At 68.8% G+C, this 14034-nt stretch carries 15 protein-coding genes; 11 read left to right on the plus strand and 4 right to left on the minus strand.

Annotation, left to right across the window (positions count from 1 at the left end; all coding sequences use genetic code 11):
- Positions 1-365 precede the first annotated feature (365 nt).
- Together ABZ396_RS03065 and ABZ396_RS03070 are read left to right on the plus strand one after the other, a co-directional pair.
- A complete protein-coding gene (locus tag ABZ396_RS03065; protein ID WP_358926456.1) occupies positions 366-2714 on the plus strand; it encodes an immune inhibitor A domain-containing protein in 2349 nt (782 codons plus the stop codon).
- Positions 2715-2835: 121 nt separating this feature from the next.
- Entirely contained in the window at positions 2836-3165 is a 330-nt protein-coding gene (locus ABZ396_RS03070) for a hypothetical protein (RefSeq protein WP_358926455.1), read from the plus strand.
- A 260-nt stretch (positions 3166-3425) separates the two neighbouring features.
- Here the strand turns inward: ABZ396_RS03070 and ABZ396_RS03075 are convergent, their stop codons facing one another.
- Both ABZ396_RS03075 and ABZ396_RS03080 read right to left on the minus strand, forming a co-directional pair.
- A complete protein-coding gene (locus ABZ396_RS03075) occupies positions 3426-4010 on the minus strand; it encodes an isochorismatase family protein (RefSeq protein WP_358922722.1) in 585 nt (194 codons plus the stop codon).
- Between the two features lie 147 nt (positions 4011-4157).
- Positions 4158-5504, minus strand: coding sequence for a nicotinate phosphoribosyltransferase (locus tag ABZ396_RS03080; RefSeq protein ID WP_358922720.1), 1347 nt, complete (start codon positions 5502-5504; stop codon positions 4158-4160).
- A gap of 56 nt (positions 5505-5560) precedes the next feature.
- On the opposite strand from ABZ396_RS03080, the gene clpS reads away from it, so the two are divergent.
- The 8 genes from clpS to ABZ396_RS03120 all read left to right on the plus strand — a co-directional run bounded on the left by clpS (position 5561) and on the right by ABZ396_RS03120 (position 11226).
- A complete protein-coding gene (clpS, locus tag ABZ396_RS03085) occupies positions 5561-5878 on the plus strand; it encodes an ATP-dependent Clp protease adapter ClpS (RefSeq protein ID WP_358922718.1) in 318 nt (105 codons plus the stop codon).
- Positions 5879-5949: 71 nt separating this feature from the next.
- The gene (locus tag ABZ396_RS03090; protein ID WP_358922716.1) at positions 5950-6555 is read left to right on the plus strand and encodes a DUF2017 domain-containing protein; all 606 of its coding nucleotides are present in this window, start codon (positions 5950-5952) and stop codon (positions 6553-6555) included.
- Positions 6556-6929: 374 nt separating this feature from the next.
- Positions 6930-8357, plus strand: a complete 1428-nt coding sequence (locus ABZ396_RS03095; RefSeq protein WP_358922714.1) for an amino acid permease — start codon at positions 6930-6932, stop codon at positions 8355-8357.
- Positions 8358-8541: 184 nt separating this feature from the next.
- A complete protein-coding gene (locus ABZ396_RS03100) occupies positions 8542-8964 on the plus strand; it encodes a M67 family metallopeptidase (protein ID WP_358922712.1) in 423 nt (140 codons plus the stop codon).
- A gap of 99 nt (positions 8965-9063) precedes the next feature.
- A complete protein-coding gene (locus ABZ396_RS03105; RefSeq protein ID WP_311737230.1) occupies positions 9064-9159 on the plus strand; it encodes a putative leader peptide in 96 nt (31 codons plus the stop codon).
- A gap of 84 nt (positions 9160-9243) precedes the next feature.
- Positions 9244-9522, plus strand: coding sequence for a MoaD/ThiS family protein (locus ABZ396_RS03110; RefSeq protein ID WP_358922710.1), 279 nt, complete (start codon positions 9244-9246; stop codon positions 9520-9522).
- A gap of 7 nt (positions 9523-9529) precedes the next feature.
- Positions 9530-10480: a cysteine synthase gene (locus tag ABZ396_RS03115; RefSeq protein ID WP_358922708.1), complete on the plus strand. Its 951-nt coding sequence runs from the start codon at positions 9530-9532 to the stop codon at positions 10478-10480.
- A gap of 263 nt (positions 10481-10743) precedes the next feature.
- Complete coding sequence (locus ABZ396_RS03120; RefSeq protein WP_358922706.1) at positions 10744-11226, plus strand: hypothetical protein; 483 nt, start codon at positions 10744-10746, stop codon at positions 11224-11226.
- 3 nt (positions 11227-11229) lie between these two features.
- On the opposite strand, the gene ABZ396_RS03125 is transcribed toward ABZ396_RS03120, so the two are convergent.
- Positions 11230-11688, minus strand: a complete 459-nt coding sequence (locus tag ABZ396_RS03125; RefSeq protein WP_358922704.1) for a type II toxin-antitoxin system PemK/MazF family toxin — start codon at positions 11686-11688, stop codon at positions 11230-11232.
- Positions 11689-11927: 239 nt separating this feature from the next.
- Here ABZ396_RS03125 and ABZ396_RS03130 point away from each other — a divergent pair, with 239 nt between their 5' ends.
- Complete coding sequence (locus tag ABZ396_RS03130) at positions 11928-12680, plus strand: MBL fold metallo-hydrolase (protein WP_358922702.1); 753 nt, start codon at positions 11928-11930, stop codon at positions 12678-12680.
- Positions 12681-12771: 91 nt separating this feature from the next.
- Here the strand turns inward: ABZ396_RS03130 and ABZ396_RS03135 are convergent, their stop codons facing one another.
- Positions 12772-14022 (minus strand): PTS transporter subunit EIIC, encoded by a 1251-nt coding sequence (locus ABZ396_RS03135; protein WP_358922700.1) that lies wholly within the window; start codon positions 14020-14022, stop codon positions 12772-12774.
- Between the last annotated feature and the right edge of the window lie 12 nt (positions 14023-14034).

The raw sequence follows: 14034 nt of genomic DNA on the forward strand, positions 1-14034 counted from the left end.
CCGGCTTCCGGGCGTTCCACCGTTCGACTCTATTCGCGTGCATGCCCGAGCGGAACGGTCGGTAAGCGTGACCTAACCCACGGTACCGGTGCACAGGGGGCGCACGGTCGCATGGCATACGGCAATCGGCGGCATATGCGCGCCGGTTGAGCGAGACCCTTCGGCGTTCCGTCCACGCACCGGTGTTCGTAAAGCGAACTCCTCTTCCGCATAGTGCAGTTGAACAGAGCAAGTCAAGATCTGTCTTTTTTCGTAAACCAGTAGTCAAATGACGTCACTTGAATCGACGCGTTGATCGTGCGCGCACGGATCCCTCCATGAATCCGGACCCCCTTCCGTGCGCGCGGCGCGGGGGAGGAAATCAAGTGACCAGCAGATCCTGGACGTTGAGAGCGCTCACCATCGGAGCGGCACTCGCCATGGCGTCCGCGGGCTTCACCACCTTCGCGGCCGCTGAGGCCGCGAAGGGACCGGCGAGCGCCACCGTCGACCGGCAGGACCCGTCGGCCAAGCAGGACGGGCACGACCTCGACGGCCCGCTGAGCAAGACCCAGGAGGCCCAGCGGCAGGAGGCCCTCGACCAGGTCATATCCGGCAAGGCCCAGGTCAAGGACCGTGACGGCTCGAAGGTCGTCCAGCTCAAGAGCAAGAAGGGCGACAGCAAGTACGTCGAGCTCGGCCGGGAGAAGACCGACAAGATCTTCACGATCCTGGTGGAGTTCGGCGACCGGACCGACCCCCGCTACGGCGGCATGGCCGGCCCGCAGCACAACCGGATCGCCGCGCCGGACCGCACCAAGGACAACTCCACGGCCTGGCAGGCGGACTACAACCAGGCCCACTTCCAGGACCTCTACTTCGGCACCGGCGAGAACACCGAGTCGCTGAAGAAGTACTACGAGAAGCAGTCCTCGAACCGCTACTCGGTCGACGGCGAGGTCACCGACTGGGTCAAGGTCCCCTACAACGAGGCCCGTTACGGCAACAACGCCTGCGGCTCCAGCACCTGCTCCAGCGTCTGGAACCTGGTCCGCGACGGCCTGACGTCCTGGGTCGCCCACGAGAAGGCGGCCGGCAGGTCCGACGCCGACATCAAGGCCGGCCTCGCCCGCTACGACCAGTGGGACCGCTACGACCACGACGGCGACGGGAACTTCAACGAGCCCGACGGCTACGTCGACCACTTCCAGATCGTGCACGCCGGCGAGGACGAGTCCGCGGGCGGCGGCACCCAGGGCACCGACGCCATCTGGGCGCACCGCTGGTACGCCTTCGGCACCGACGCCGGCGCCACCGGCCCCGACGGCAACAAGCTCGGCGGCACCCAGGTCGGCGGCACCGGCGTCTGGGTCGGCGACTACACCATGCAGCCGGAGAACGGCGGACTCGGCGTCTACGCCCACGAGTACGGCCACGACCTCGGCCTGCCCGACGAGTACGACACCAACGGCGGCGAGAACTCCACCGGTTTCTGGACCCTGATGTCCTCCGGCTCCTGGCTGGGCACCGGCAAGGAGGCCATCGGTGACCTGCCCGGCGACATGAACGCCTGGGACAAGCTCCAGCTCGGCTGGCTCGACTACGACGTCGCCAAGGCCGGCACGAAGTCCTCGCACAAGCTGGGCGTCGCCGAGTACAACACCAGGAACAAGCAGGCCCTCGTGGTCTCGCTGCCCGACAAGGCGGTCACCACCGAGGTCGTCACCCCGGCCGAGGGCTCGGCCCAGTGGTGGAGCGGCAGCGGCGACAACCTCAAGAACACGCTGACCCGTCCGGTCGACCTGACCGGCAAGTCCTCGGCGGCGCTGAGCCTGGACGGCTGGTACGACATCGAGTCGGGCTACGACTACCTCTACACCGAGGTGTCCACCGACGGCGGCGCCAACTGGACCGCCCTGGACGGCACGGTGAACGGCCAGGCCATCCCGCGCGACGGCAGCGACAAGCCGGCGCTCACCGGCTCGGTCGACGCGTACGCCGAGCTGTCGTACCCGCTGGACGCCTACGCGGGCCAGAAGATCCAGCTGCGTTTCCGCTACCAGACCGACGGCGGAGTCGCCCTGAAGGGCTTCGCGGCCGACGGGATCACGCTGACGGCGGAGGGTTCGACGGTCTTCTCCGACAACGCGGAGTCGGCGGACGCCGCTTGGACCGCGGCCGGCTTCTCCCGCATCGGCGCGTCGTTCACCAAGGCCTACGCGCAGTACTACATCGCCGAGAACCGTCAGTACGTGTCGTACGACAAGACCCTCAGGACCGGTCCGTACAACTTCGGCTTCTCGACGACCCGTCCGGACTGGGTGGAGCACTACCCGTACCAGAACGGCCTGTTGATCTGGAAGTGGGACACCTCCGAGGCGGACAACAACACCGGCGACCACCCCGGCACCGGCCTCATCCTCCCGGTCGACTCGCACCCGGCGGCGCTGAAGTGGTCCGACGGCACGCTGATGCGCAACCGCGTCCAGGCCTACGACTCGCCGTTCAGCCTCTACCCGAGCGACGGGATCACGCTCCACAAGGCGGACGTGGCGACCAAGATCACGCGGTCGTCCGGGGTGTCGGTCTTCAACGACCACAGGAGCACCTACCACGACGCCTCGAACCCGGCCGGCGGTGTCAAGATCACTGACACCAATACCAAGATCAACATCGTCTCGGAGGCCCGGGACGGCTCGACGATCACCCTCCGGATTGGCCCCGCGGTGAAGTAGCTCGCGTTTTCGCAGGTCAGAGACGTATCGGCGGCGACCCCCTGGCGGGTCGCCGCCGATCGTGTTTAGGTGCGTCCTGTGGCTTTCTTATTGACACCTACTCGCACGGGGGGATGACCGCATGGCCGCAGGAGGGTTCTGCAAGCTGCCGAACGGCAGCGTGGTGGTGGCACTGAACCTGCCCAGCCCCGCCCCTGCCGGGGGCACCGCCGGGGTGCGGGTACTGGTCCTGGCCCAGAACCGCGCCCGCGCCCTGACCAGGCTCCGCAACCTGGGCATGCGAGCGGTCTACCTGCGGGGCAACGCCGCCCCGCCGACCCCGGACGAGATCACCGCGGTCCTCCATCACCCGGACGGCCTGATATGGCGAACGGCACCTGACAACGGTGTCACGGTGACGGAACTGTGGAGACCGATCAGGTCGCTGCTGCGAAGATCGGCGGTGGTGTAGCCGGCAAAGGCGCGGGCGTCCCTAGGGCCTGTCGTTTGGATCACTCCGCAGACGCGGGGGCTGGCACGCGCATCTGCCGCGTTGTCGTCGGTCGCCGACGTCCCCCAGCCTTCGGCCGGGGGTGCCCCCACCGCGTCGCCCGCCGCGGTAGCGGCTGATTGTCCACGCCTCCTCCGCCTTGCAGCCACACGCACCGGCCCCCGCTCCCCGGCATCGAACCGCACCGCCACTGACCTGCGGCCTGATCCAAACGACAGGCCCTAGACGACCGGCTTGCCCGTGAGTTCCACGCCCGCCTCGCGCATCTCCTCCAGGGCCCGCTCCGTCGTCGCCTCCGCCACGCCCGCCGTGAGGTCCAGGAGGACCGAGGTGCGGAAACCCTCTTTCGCGGCGTCCAGGGCGGTGGCCCGCACGCAGTGGTCCGTCGCGATCCCCACCACGTCCACCTCGTCGATCTTGCGGGAGCGCAGCCAGTCCGCCAGCTTCACGCCGTTCTCGTCGACGCCCTCGAAGCCGCTGTAGGCCGCCGAGTACGCGCCCTTGCTGAACACCGCGTCCACCGCGCCGGAGGCGACCGCCGGGGCGAAGTTCGGGTGGAAGCCGACGCCCTCCGTGCCGGCGACGCAGTGCGCCGGCCAGCTGTGCACGTAGTCGGGGTTGTCCGCGAAGTGGCCGCCCGGCGCGATGTGGTGGTCGCGGGTCGCCACCACATGGCGGTAGCCGGCGGGCGCCTGCCCGATCAGCTCCGTGACCGCGGCGGCCACATCGGCGCCTCCCGCCACCGCGAGGCTGCCCCCCTCGCAGAAGTCGTTCTGCACATCAACGACGATCAAGGCGCGGCGCATGGTCGGTGTCCTTCGTGTTCGGTATCGGGTCTGTCGAGGGGGGAGACGCAGAAAAATGGGGTGCGGGCCCGGCCTGAACCTCCGAGCGTAGAGACTTACGGGGGCGTAGGGGAGGGGCTTTGCGGGGCGCGTACGCGGGCACCCGCTCTAGCTACCCGAGCGCCCCTGGACGTACTCCGTCGGAATGACCGGTTCACCACGGGAGAGCTGGGTCGCGGAGAGGGGCAGACGCGCCCTGGCCGCCGCATGGCGTGCGCGGGGCGCGTCCAGGGGCTCGCGGGCGACGACCTCGCCGGACTTGACCAGTTCGATCTGGAGCAGCTGGTCGACCAGGTCGGCCGGCACCTCGCCGGTGCCGACGACCTCGGCCTCCGCCACCCCGTCGGCGTCCAGGCGGCGCGCCGCCCACTTGCGGCCGCCGATGGATGTCTTGCCGCCGGACGACTTCTTGGCGACCGGCAGCAGCGGAGCCTTCGGGTCGGCGGACTCGGCGCGGGCGACCAGCTTGTAGACCATGGAGCAGGTGGGGTGCCCGGAGCCGGTGACCAGCTGGGTGCCGACGCCGTACGCGTCCACGGGGGCAGCGGCCAGGGAGGCGATGGCGTACTCGTCGAGATCGGAGGTCACGATGATCTTCGTGTTGACCGCCCCCAGCTCGTCCAGCTGCTGGCGCACCCGGTGGGCCACCAGCAGCAGGTCGCCGGAGTCGATGCGGACGGCGCCCAGCTCGGGCCCGGCCACCTCCACGGCCGTACGGACCGCCTCGGCGACGTCGTAGGTGTCGACCAGCAAGGTGGTCCCACGGCCGAGTGAGATGACCTGGGCCTCGAAGGCGTCGCGCTCGTGGTCGTGGAGCAGGGTGAAGGCGTGGGCGGAGGTGCCCACGGTCGGGATGCCGTAGCGGAAGCCGGCGGCCAGGTCGGAGGTGGTCGTGAAACCGCCGATGTAGGCGGCGCGGGCGGCGGCCACGGCGGCCAGCTCGTGGGTGCGGCGGGCGCCCATCTCGATCAGCGGCCGGTCGCCCGCGGCCGAGGACATCCGGGAGGCGGCGGCCGCGATCGCCGAATCGTGGTTGAGGATGGAGAGGATCACGGTCTCCAGGAGCACGCACTCGGCGAAGGAGCCCTCCACCCGCAAGATCGGCGAGCCGGGAAAGTAGACCTCGCCCTCGGGGTAGCCCCAGATGTCACCGCTGAAGCGGTAGCCGGCGAGCCACTTCAGGGTGGGCCGGTCGACGATGCCCTGCTCCTCCAGGAAGCCGAGGACGGCCGCGTCGAAGCGGAAGTTCTCGACCGCGTCCAGGACGCGTCCGGTGCCCCCCACGACGCCGTAACGGCGCCCGTCAGGCAGCCGCCGGGTGAAGACCTCGAAGACGCTGCGCCGCTCGGCCGTACCCGCCTTCAGGGCGGCCTGCAGCATCGTCAGTTCGTACTGGTCCGTGAAGAGCGCCGTCGAGGGAACATCCACCGGCAGCCCGAGGTCCGCTGTGTTCATGACGAAGATGCTACCCCCATCTCGTCAGTGTGACGATTTGTGGGGGGCGTGGCAGCATGGGCCTTGTGACGTCACCCGCTCCCGTAGAGACCGAACGCACCGAATCGGCGGAGGAGGTCTTCGCCGTACCCGAGCCCGACGTCCCATGGGTGACGATCGTGCACAACGACCCCGTCAATCTCATGAGCTATGTGACGTACGTCTTCCAGACGTACTTCGGCTATTCCAAGGACAAGGCCACCAAGCTCATGCTGGACGTCCACCACAAGGGCCGGGCGGTCGTCTCCAGCGGTAGCCGCGAGGAGATGGAGCGCGACGTACAGGCGATGCACGGCTACGGCCTGTGGGCCACCCTCCAGCAGGACCGGAAATGACCCCTCGCCTGCGGGACCGGAAGTAGCCGGCCACACTCCTCGACCAGGACCGGAAGCAGCGAACCCTCTCCATGCCAGGAATCTTCGAACCGCTCCCCGGCGGCGGCGCGGCCGTCGCACTCGACGATGTCGAGATCTCCATCATCCGGACGCTGGCCGTCCAGCTTCTGGAGCTCATCGGCCCCGGCCCCGGCGAGGAAGCCCCCGACGACCCGCTCGCCGAGCTGTTCGCCGAGGGTCCGAGCGAGGCACCCACCGACCCCGTGCTGCGCCGGCTCTTCCCGGACGCCTACTGCGACCCGGAGCGGATGCCCGACTCCTCGCAGCAGGCCGAGGAGCAGCAGGCCCACTCGGCCGAGTTCCGCCGCTACACCGAGAACGACCTCAGGGCCGGCAAGCGGGAGAGCGCCCTCGCGGTGATCCGCTCCCTGGACGCGCTGGCCCCGGTGGGGGAGGGCGGCGCGGTCCTCAAGCTGGCGCCCGAGGAGTCCCGGCAGTGGCTCGGCGCCCTCAACGACCTGCGCCTCGCCATCGGCTCCCGCCTCGACATCACCGACGAGGACGACACCGACCTGCTCTACCGGCTCCCGGACGAGGACCCGCGCAAGCCGATGGTGATGGCCTATCTGTGGCTCGGTGGCCTCCAGGAGACCCTGGTCGCCACCCTGATGCCGTAACCGCTATGCCGTAATCCGTCCTGTTTTCGCGTTCGCTCAGAGGACGCTCAAATCCGGATAACGATCCTGTCACCGTTGCGGCCCGACATGGCCGTTTCGGCCGTAATTTGTCCGCTTCTTCCAGTGGTGTGCGCCACAATCCCTCTCAGCGGAACCCGGTGATCAGTACTGCGGCCGTGATAAATCTTCACGACCGCCCGGCGAACACCACCCATGTGTGCGTCCGGGTGCGCCACCGAACCGGCGACCGCCGGTCAGGCTCAGCGGGCCCGGGGAAGTCCGAGCACGCTCACTCCAGCAATCCGGGGGGATCGAAACCCGATCCGCGGCCGACCAGAGGCCCGGGTCGGCATGGAGAAAGGCGCACACCACACATGACCTCCGCTCAGGTCGACACATCGGAGCAGACCTCCGAAGAGGGATACGAGCGCGGACTCGGCAGCCGCCAGGTCCAGATGATCGCCATCGGCGGCGCCATCGGCGTCGGCCTCTTCCTGGGTGCCGGGGCGAACATCGCCAAGGCCGGTCCCAGCCTCATCCTGATGTACGCCCTCGCCGGCGGCATCATCTTCTTCATCATGCGCGCGCTCGGCGAGCTGCTTCTGTACCGCCCGGTCTCCGGCTCCTTCGCCGAGTACTCCCGGGAGTTCCTCGGCCCGTTCTTCGGCTACTTCACCGGCTGGACATACTGGCTGATGTGGGTCGTCACCGGCATGGCCGAGCTGACGGCGGCCGCGATCTACGTCAACTACTGGTTCCCGTCCGTCCCGCAGTGGGTGACGGCGCTGGTCTTCCTGGTGATCCTCTTCGGGGTCAACCTGATCTCCGTGAAGGTCTTCGGAGAGCTCGAGTTCTGGTTCTCCATGGTCAAGGTCACCGCCCTGATCGGCATGATCGTGATCGGCCTCGGTGTCCTCACCCTCGGCTTCAGCAGCGCCGGTGACACCGCGTCGGTCGCGAACCTCTACCAGTTCGACGGCTTCTTCCCCAAGGGCGTCGGCTCCTCCCTGATGACCCTTCAGGGCGTCATGTTCGCCTACCTCGCGGTGGAGCTGGTCGGCGTCACGGCCGGCGAGTCCGAGAACCCGGAGAAGACCCTCCCCAAGGCGATCAACACGCTCCCCTGGCGGATCGCGCTGTTCTACGTCGGCGCGCTCACCGTCATCCTGTGCGTGGTGAAGTGGACCGAGTTCGCCCCGGGGGTCTCCCCGTTCGTCGCGGCCTTCGCGAAGATCGGCATCCCGGCCGGCGCCGGCATCGTCAACTTCGTCGTCCTCACCGCCGCCCTGTCCTCCTGCAACTCCGGCATGTACTCCACGGGCCGGATGCTGCGGAACCTGGCCGACAGTGGCGAGGCCCCGGCCGTCTTCAGGAAGCTGTCCGCGTCGAAGACGCCGGCGCTCGGCATCACCGTCTCGGTCCTCTTCATGGGCATCGGCGTGGTCCTCAACTACATCGTCCCGGAGAAGGCCTTCGGCTACGTCACCTCCGTCGCCACCGCGGCCGGTATCTGGACCTGGCTGATGATCCTGATCAGCCATGTCCTCTACCGCCGCGCGGTCGACGCGGGCCGGCTGCCCGCGTCCTCCTTCCCGGCGCCGGGCGGTGCGGTGTGCAGCTGGATCGCCATCGCGTTCCTGCTCTTCGTGACCTGCCTGATCGCGTACGACGCCGACTCCCGGGTCTGCCTGTACGTGATGGCCGGCTGGGCCGCCGCGCTCGGCATCGGCTGGCTGGTGCTGAAGTCCCGCAACCCGGAGATCACCGAGCGCCGCGAGCCGACGCTGGAGAAGGTGAGCTGACCAACCCCCCCGGGACGTCCCGCCGCAGGGAGCACTCGTGGCGCCCCCTGTGGCCGCCGCTCAGGACGTCCGGCATATGGGCCGTCCCGTACCAGCCTTCGGTACGGGACGGCCCTCTGCTTACCCCCCGGCCTCCCACCACCACCCCGGACGAGCGCTTCGCGCGCCTGCATATTCTTGGAGCATGCTGACCATCACCCAGGCCCTCGTCGACCAGATCGTCGCCCACGCGCGCAAGGACCACCCCGACGAGGCGTGCGGCGTCGTCGCGGGCGCGGCGGGCTCGGACCGCCCCGAGCGCTTCATCCCGATGCTGAACGCGGCGATGTCCCCGACGTTCTACGAGTTCGACTCCGGCGACCTCCTCAGGCTCTACCGCGAGATGGACGACCGCGACGAGGAACCGGTGGTCATCTACCACTCCCACACGGCCACGGAGGCGTACCCGTCCCGGACGGACATCAGCTACGCGAACGAGCCCGGCGCCCACTACGTCCTGGTCTCGACAGCCGACACCGACGCCCTGGGCGACTTCCAGTTCCGCTCGTACCGCATCGTGGAGGGCGAGGTGACGGAGGAGGAGCTCAGAATCGTCGAGGCGTACTGACGCACCTCCCGGACAGGTCATCTCAAGGTTCGGTCGAAATCTGTCCGGCATGCGGAATCACACTCCGGAACAGGCACCGGGAATCGATACGATGAGCTCATGGTTTCCTACGACGTGAGCGACAAGGCGCCGGGCAGCATGCTCGTGGCGCGGCTGCACGTCGACCTGTGCCGGCTGAACAGCGCCATCTGTTGACGTTCCCTGCCGCCGTACGGCCGTGAGCCGCGGCGTGCCGCTGCGCGCCCTCCCACCTAGACTTTCCGACAGGAGCCCTGAGCCATGGCCATCGAGGTCCGCATCCCGACCATCCTCCGCCAGTACACCGACGGTCAGAAGGCGGTGGACGGCAGCGGTGGCACCCTCGCCGAACTGTTCACCGACCTCGAGACCCGGCACCCGGGGATCCACGCCCGCATCGTGGACGACGGCAAGCTGCGCCGCTTCGTCAACGTGTACCTGAACGACGAGGACGTCCGTTTCGTCGACGGGATCGAGACCAAGCTGACCGACGGCGACACCGTCACGATCCTGCCGGCGGTCGCCGGCGGTATGGCCTGAGACCGGCATGCGCTACGACTCCCCGCTGGCCGCGGTCGGCAACACGCCCCTGGTGCGCCTGCCGCGGCTCTCGCCGTCCGCCGACGTCCGGATCTGGGCCAAGCTGGAGGACCGCAACCCGACCGGCTCGGTCAAGGACCGCCCCGCCCTGCACATGATCGAGCAGGCCGAGAAGGACGGCCGGCTCACCCCGGGCTGCACCATCCTGGAGCCGACCTCCGGCAACACCGGCATCTCCCTCGCGATGGCCGCCAAACTCAAGGGCTACCGCATGGTGTGCGTGATGCCCGAGAACACCTCGCAGGAGCGCCGGGACCTGCTGGGCATGTGGGGTGCGGAGATCATCTCCAGCCCGGCGGCCGGCGGCTCCAACACCGCCGTGCGGGTGGCCAAGGAGATCGCCGCCGAGCACCCGGACTGGGTGATGCTCTACCAGTACGGCAATCCGGACAACGCGGGGGCGCACTACGCCACCACGGGCCCGGAGATCCTCGCCGACCTGCCCTCCGTCACGCACTTCGTCGCCGGACTCGGCACCACCGGCACCCTCATGGGCGTCGGCCGCTACCTGCGCGAGAACAAGCCCGAGGTGAAGATCGTCGCCGCCGAACCCCGGTACGACGACCTCGTCTACGGCCTTCGCAACCTCGACGAGGGCTTCGTACCCGAGCTGTACGACGCCTCCGTACTCACCACCCGCTACTCGGTGGGCTCGGCGGACGCCGTGACCCGGACCCGGGAACTCCTCCAGCAGGAGGGCATCTTCGCGGGCATCTCCACCGGCGCGGCGCTGCACGCCGCGATCGGTGTCGGCAAGAAGGCCGTCCAGGCCGGCGAGAGCGCCGACATCGTGTTCGTCGTCGCCGACGGCGGCTGGAAGTATCTGTCGACCGGGGTCTACACGGCCGCCACGACCGAGGAAGCCATCGAGACCCTCCAGGGTCAGCTCTGGGCCTAACCTTCATCATGTACGCGCCCACCCCCTCCTATGAGGGGGCTGAGCGCTGGCTCGACCGTCACCCTGAAGTTCAGCGGTGTCGAGGACTCCTCGCTCCATACCAGTTTCGTCGTCGACGACACGGCCGTCACGACCAGCTGACCCCGCCCGCGCAGTGACCGGATCCCGCCCCCGGAAGCCGTCCGGGTGCGGGATCCGTACGTCCGGCGGATACGTCACATCGGCACCAAGGGTCCGTTCCCCGACGGAAAGGCGGACACCCCATGCCCCGTACGACGTTGCACCGCGCGTCGCTCGCCGCGGCGACCCTCCTCCTGCTGGCGGGCTGCGGCTCGCAGAGCGGCAGCGGCGACAAGGGCGGCGGCGCGGTGTCTCCGCCGGACTCGGCCGGCGCCTCGTCGCCCAGCGCGTCCACCGGCTCCGGCGGCTGTGTCAGCCGTACCGAGCTCACCGCCGCCGACGACCGCCGTACGGTCTGCATGGCGGTCGGCGGGCAGATCGCGCTCACCCTCGACGGCACCCCGCAGCGCCCCTGGAAGGCGGTCACGGTGAGCGGCTCCGCGCTGCGGGCCACCAACGCCGGGATCGTGCTCCAGCCCGGGGACGCCTCCGCCGCCTACCGGGCGGTCGCCGCCGGCACCGTCACCCTCAGCTCGTCCCGCCCCCTGTGCGCCGAACCCACCGCGCCCGGCCAGGTCTCCTGCAAGGGCATCCAGGAGTGGCAGGTCACCGTACGGGTGAAGTGACCCTCAGGGGGCGAGGTGCCGCACCTGGTCCCACAGCACCGGGTCGACCACGCCCACCCGGCGCCGGAAATCCCACACCGCGACCTCGCGCAGCTCGTCCGTCTCCAGGAAACTCGGCCGGCCCTGGGAGTCCCCGACCGAGCCCGGCGGCAGCGGGATCACCCCGGCCCGCTCGTCGTGGTACTTGCTGGTGATCTTGGCGACGGTCGCCTGGTTGCCGCGCACCGCCAGCACCAGACAGGGCCGGTCCTTGGTGCCCGGGCCGTCCTCGTAGGGCACGTTGGCCCACCAGATGTCCCCCGGATGGGGCAGGCCCGTCCTTACCCGCGGACCGCGCGGATGCCCCGGCGGGCGGGTGCGGTACCCGCGCGGCCGGTGCCCCCGGCCCCACCCGTCGACGAGCGTGGCGACCAGCGCCAGCAGCACCACTGCCGCGAGCGCGAGCCACCATGACGTGTCCATATGACGACGTTACCGGCGCGAGATAATCGATGCGCGCCCTTACGCGATCCTCACGCGCCCCCGGTCCAGCCGAACCGGTGACACCACAGGTGAGTTCGCCCACAACAGCCCCTGGTGGAGGAGCGACCGGCCCTTTTGCGCCTTACGCTCGACAAACCGCACGACCCCCGCTCACCTCTTTTTCTCCGACTCCATTTCCCGGTTCTTCCGGGTGTTCCGCCAACGGAGGTTTCTGCTTCATGAAGCTCACCGTCGTCGGCTGCTCGGGGTCGTTCCCGTCCGCGGAATCGGCCTGTTCGAGCTACCTCGTCGAGGCCGACGGCTTCCGGCTGCTCCTCGACATGGGCAACGGCGCCCTTGGCGAGCTGCAGCGCCACTGCGGTCTCTACGACCTCGACGCGATCTTCCTGAGCCATCTGCACGCCGACCACTGCATCGACATGTGCGCCTACTTCGTGGCGCGCTACTACCGCCACGACGGCGGCCCGTGCCCCCCGATCCCGGTCTACGGCCCCGAGGGCACCGAGCACCGACTCACCACGGCCTACGCCGACACCCCCACCGCCTCCTCGATGAGCGAGGTCTTCGACTTCCACACGGTGAAGCCGTCCACGTTCGAAATCGGCCCCTTCACGGTGCACACCGAGCGGGTACGCCACCCCGTCGAGGCGTATGCCATCCGCGTCGAACACGGGGGGAGGTCGCTGACGTACTCGGGCGACACCGGCGTCACACAGACACTCGACGAGCTGGCCCGGGACACCGACCTGTTCCTGTGCGAGGCGGCCTTCACGCACGGCAAGGAGAACATCCCGGACCTGCACCTCAACGGCCGCGAGGCCGGAGAGTCGGCCGCCCGCGCCGGCGCCCGCCGGCTGATCCTCACCCACATCCCGCCGTGGACCGACCCCGCCGTCAACCTCGCCGACGCCCGAGAGGTCTTCTACGGCCCGGTGGACCTCGCGGCGCCCAGCGTCATCTACGAGATCTGACACGTCGTACTACGGGGTTCAGGCCTGTATGTACGACGAGGCCCCCGCGGGTGTGGTGTCCGCGGGGGCCTCGGTCGTGCCGGGACGGTTCTCACGCCTTCGTGAGGTCCTCGACCTCCTCCTCGGGCTCGCGGCCCGGGGTGGGCAGGTTGAACCTGATGATCGCGAAGCGGAAGACGAAGTAGTAGATCGCTCCGAACACCAGGCCGATCGGGATGATCAGCCAGGGCTTGGTGGCCAGGTTCCAGTTGAGCGCGTAGTCGATGACACCCGCGGAGAAGGTGAAGCCCGCGTGCACCCCGAGCGCCCAGGTGATCGCCATGGACAGGGCGGTGAGCACCGCGTGGATCGCGTACAGGATCGGCGCGATGAACATGAAGGTGAACTCGATCGGCTCGGTCACACCCGTCACGAACGAGGTCAGCGCCATCGACATCATCATGCCCATCACGGCCGCGCGGCGCTCCGGGCGGGCGGTGTGCGCGATGGCGAGGGTAGCGGCGGGGAGGCCGAACATCATGATGGGGAAGAAGCCGGACATGAACTGACCGGCCGTCGGGTCACCGGCGAAGAAGCGGGTGAGGTCACCGTGGACGATCTGGCCGGACGCGTTCTTGAAGTCGCCGATCTGGAACCAGGAGACGGTGTTCACGAACTGGTGCATGCCGACCGGGATCAGCGCGCGGTTGATCAGACCGAACAGACCGGCACCGAAGGCGCCCAGACCCGTGATCCACTCGCCGAAGTTGGAGATGCCGTCACCGACGGGCTTCCAGACCAGACCGAAGAAGACACCCATCACCGTGCCGACGAAGGCCATGATGATCGGGACGAGGCGGCGGCCGTTGAAGAAGCCGAGCCAGTCCACCAGCCTGGTCCGATGGAAGCGCTGCCAGACCACCGCGCCCAGCAGACCCATCACCAGGCCGCCCAGCACACCGGGGTTGTTGTAGGTCGCGGCTATGTCCGCGCCCGCCTGGACCTTCGCCTCGGTGACCGGGAACGCCTTCAGAACATTGCTGTAGACCAGGAAGCCGACCAGGGCGGCCAGCGCGGTGGAGCCGTCCGACTTCTTGGCGAAGCCGATCGCGACACCGATACAGAACAGCATCGGGAGGTTGTCGAAGATCGCGCCACCCGCCGTGGCGAACACCGCAGTGACCTTGTCGGGCAGATGCAGCTTGTCGTGGATGTCCTGCTGACCGAAGCGGAGCAGCAGCCCCGCCGCCGGCAGCACGGCGATCGGGAGCTGGAGGCTGCGTCCGACCTTCTGCAGGCCTTGGAACAGCCCGGATCCCCGCTTCTTCGCGGGGGCCGCCATGGGCGCGGTGGCGGTGCTCATAGACTTCCTCCA

Source organism: Streptomyces sp. NPDC005866, assembly GCF_040629895.1.
GTDB lineage: Bacteria > Actinomycetota > Actinomycetes > Streptomycetales > Streptomycetaceae > Streptomyces.

Excerpts from the sequence above, each read along its gene's own strand:
- ABZ396_RS03070 (WP_358926455.1), top strand. The coding sequence starts at position 2,836 with ATGGCCGCAGGAGGGTTCTGCAAGCTGCCGAACGGCAGCGTGGTGGTG.
- ABZ396_RS03075 (WP_358922722.1), bottom strand. The coding sequence starts at position 4,010 with ATGCGCCGCGCCTTGATCGTCGTTGATGTGCAGAACGACTTCTGCGAG.
- ABZ396_RS03080 (WP_358922720.1), bottom strand. The coding sequence starts at position 5,504 with ATGAACACAGCGGACCTCGGGCTGCCGGTGGATGTTCCCTCGACGGCG.
- clpS (WP_358922718.1), top strand. The coding sequence starts at position 5,561 with ATGGGCCTTGTGACGTCACCCGCTCCCGTAGAGACCGAACGCACCGAA.
- ABZ396_RS03090 (WP_358922716.1), top strand. The coding sequence starts at position 5,950 with ATGCCAGGAATCTTCGAACCGCTCCCCGGCGGCGGCGCGGCCGTCGCA.
- ABZ396_RS03095 (WP_358922714.1), top strand. The coding sequence starts at position 6,930 with ATGACCTCCGCTCAGGTCGACACATCGGAGCAGACCTCCGAAGAGGGA.
- ABZ396_RS03100 (WP_358922712.1), top strand. The coding sequence starts at position 8,542 with ATGCTGACCATCACCCAGGCCCTCGTCGACCAGATCGTCGCCCACGCG.
- ABZ396_RS03105 (WP_311737230.1), top strand. The coding sequence starts at position 9,064 with ATGGTTTCCTACGACGTGAGCGACAAGGCGCCGGGCAGCATGCTCGTG.
- ABZ396_RS03110 (WP_358922710.1), top strand. The coding sequence starts at position 9,244 with ATGGCCATCGAGGTCCGCATCCCGACCATCCTCCGCCAGTACACCGAC.
- ABZ396_RS03115 (WP_358922708.1), top strand. The coding sequence starts at position 9,530 with ATGCGCTACGACTCCCCGCTGGCCGCGGTCGGCAACACGCCCCTGGTG.
- ABZ396_RS03120 (WP_358922706.1), top strand. The coding sequence starts at position 10,744 with ATGCCCCGTACGACGTTGCACCGCGCGTCGCTCGCCGCGGCGACCCTC.
- ABZ396_RS03125 (WP_358922704.1), bottom strand. The coding sequence starts at position 11,688 with ATGGACACGTCATGGTGGCTCGCGCTCGCGGCAGTGGTGCTGCTGGCG.
- ABZ396_RS03130 (WP_358922702.1), top strand. The coding sequence starts at position 11,928 with ATGAAGCTCACCGTCGTCGGCTGCTCGGGGTCGTTCCCGTCCGCGGAA.
- ABZ396_RS03135 (WP_358922700.1), bottom strand. The coding sequence starts at position 14,022 with ATGAGCACCGCCACCGCGCCCATGGCGGCCCCCGCGAAGAAGCGGGGA.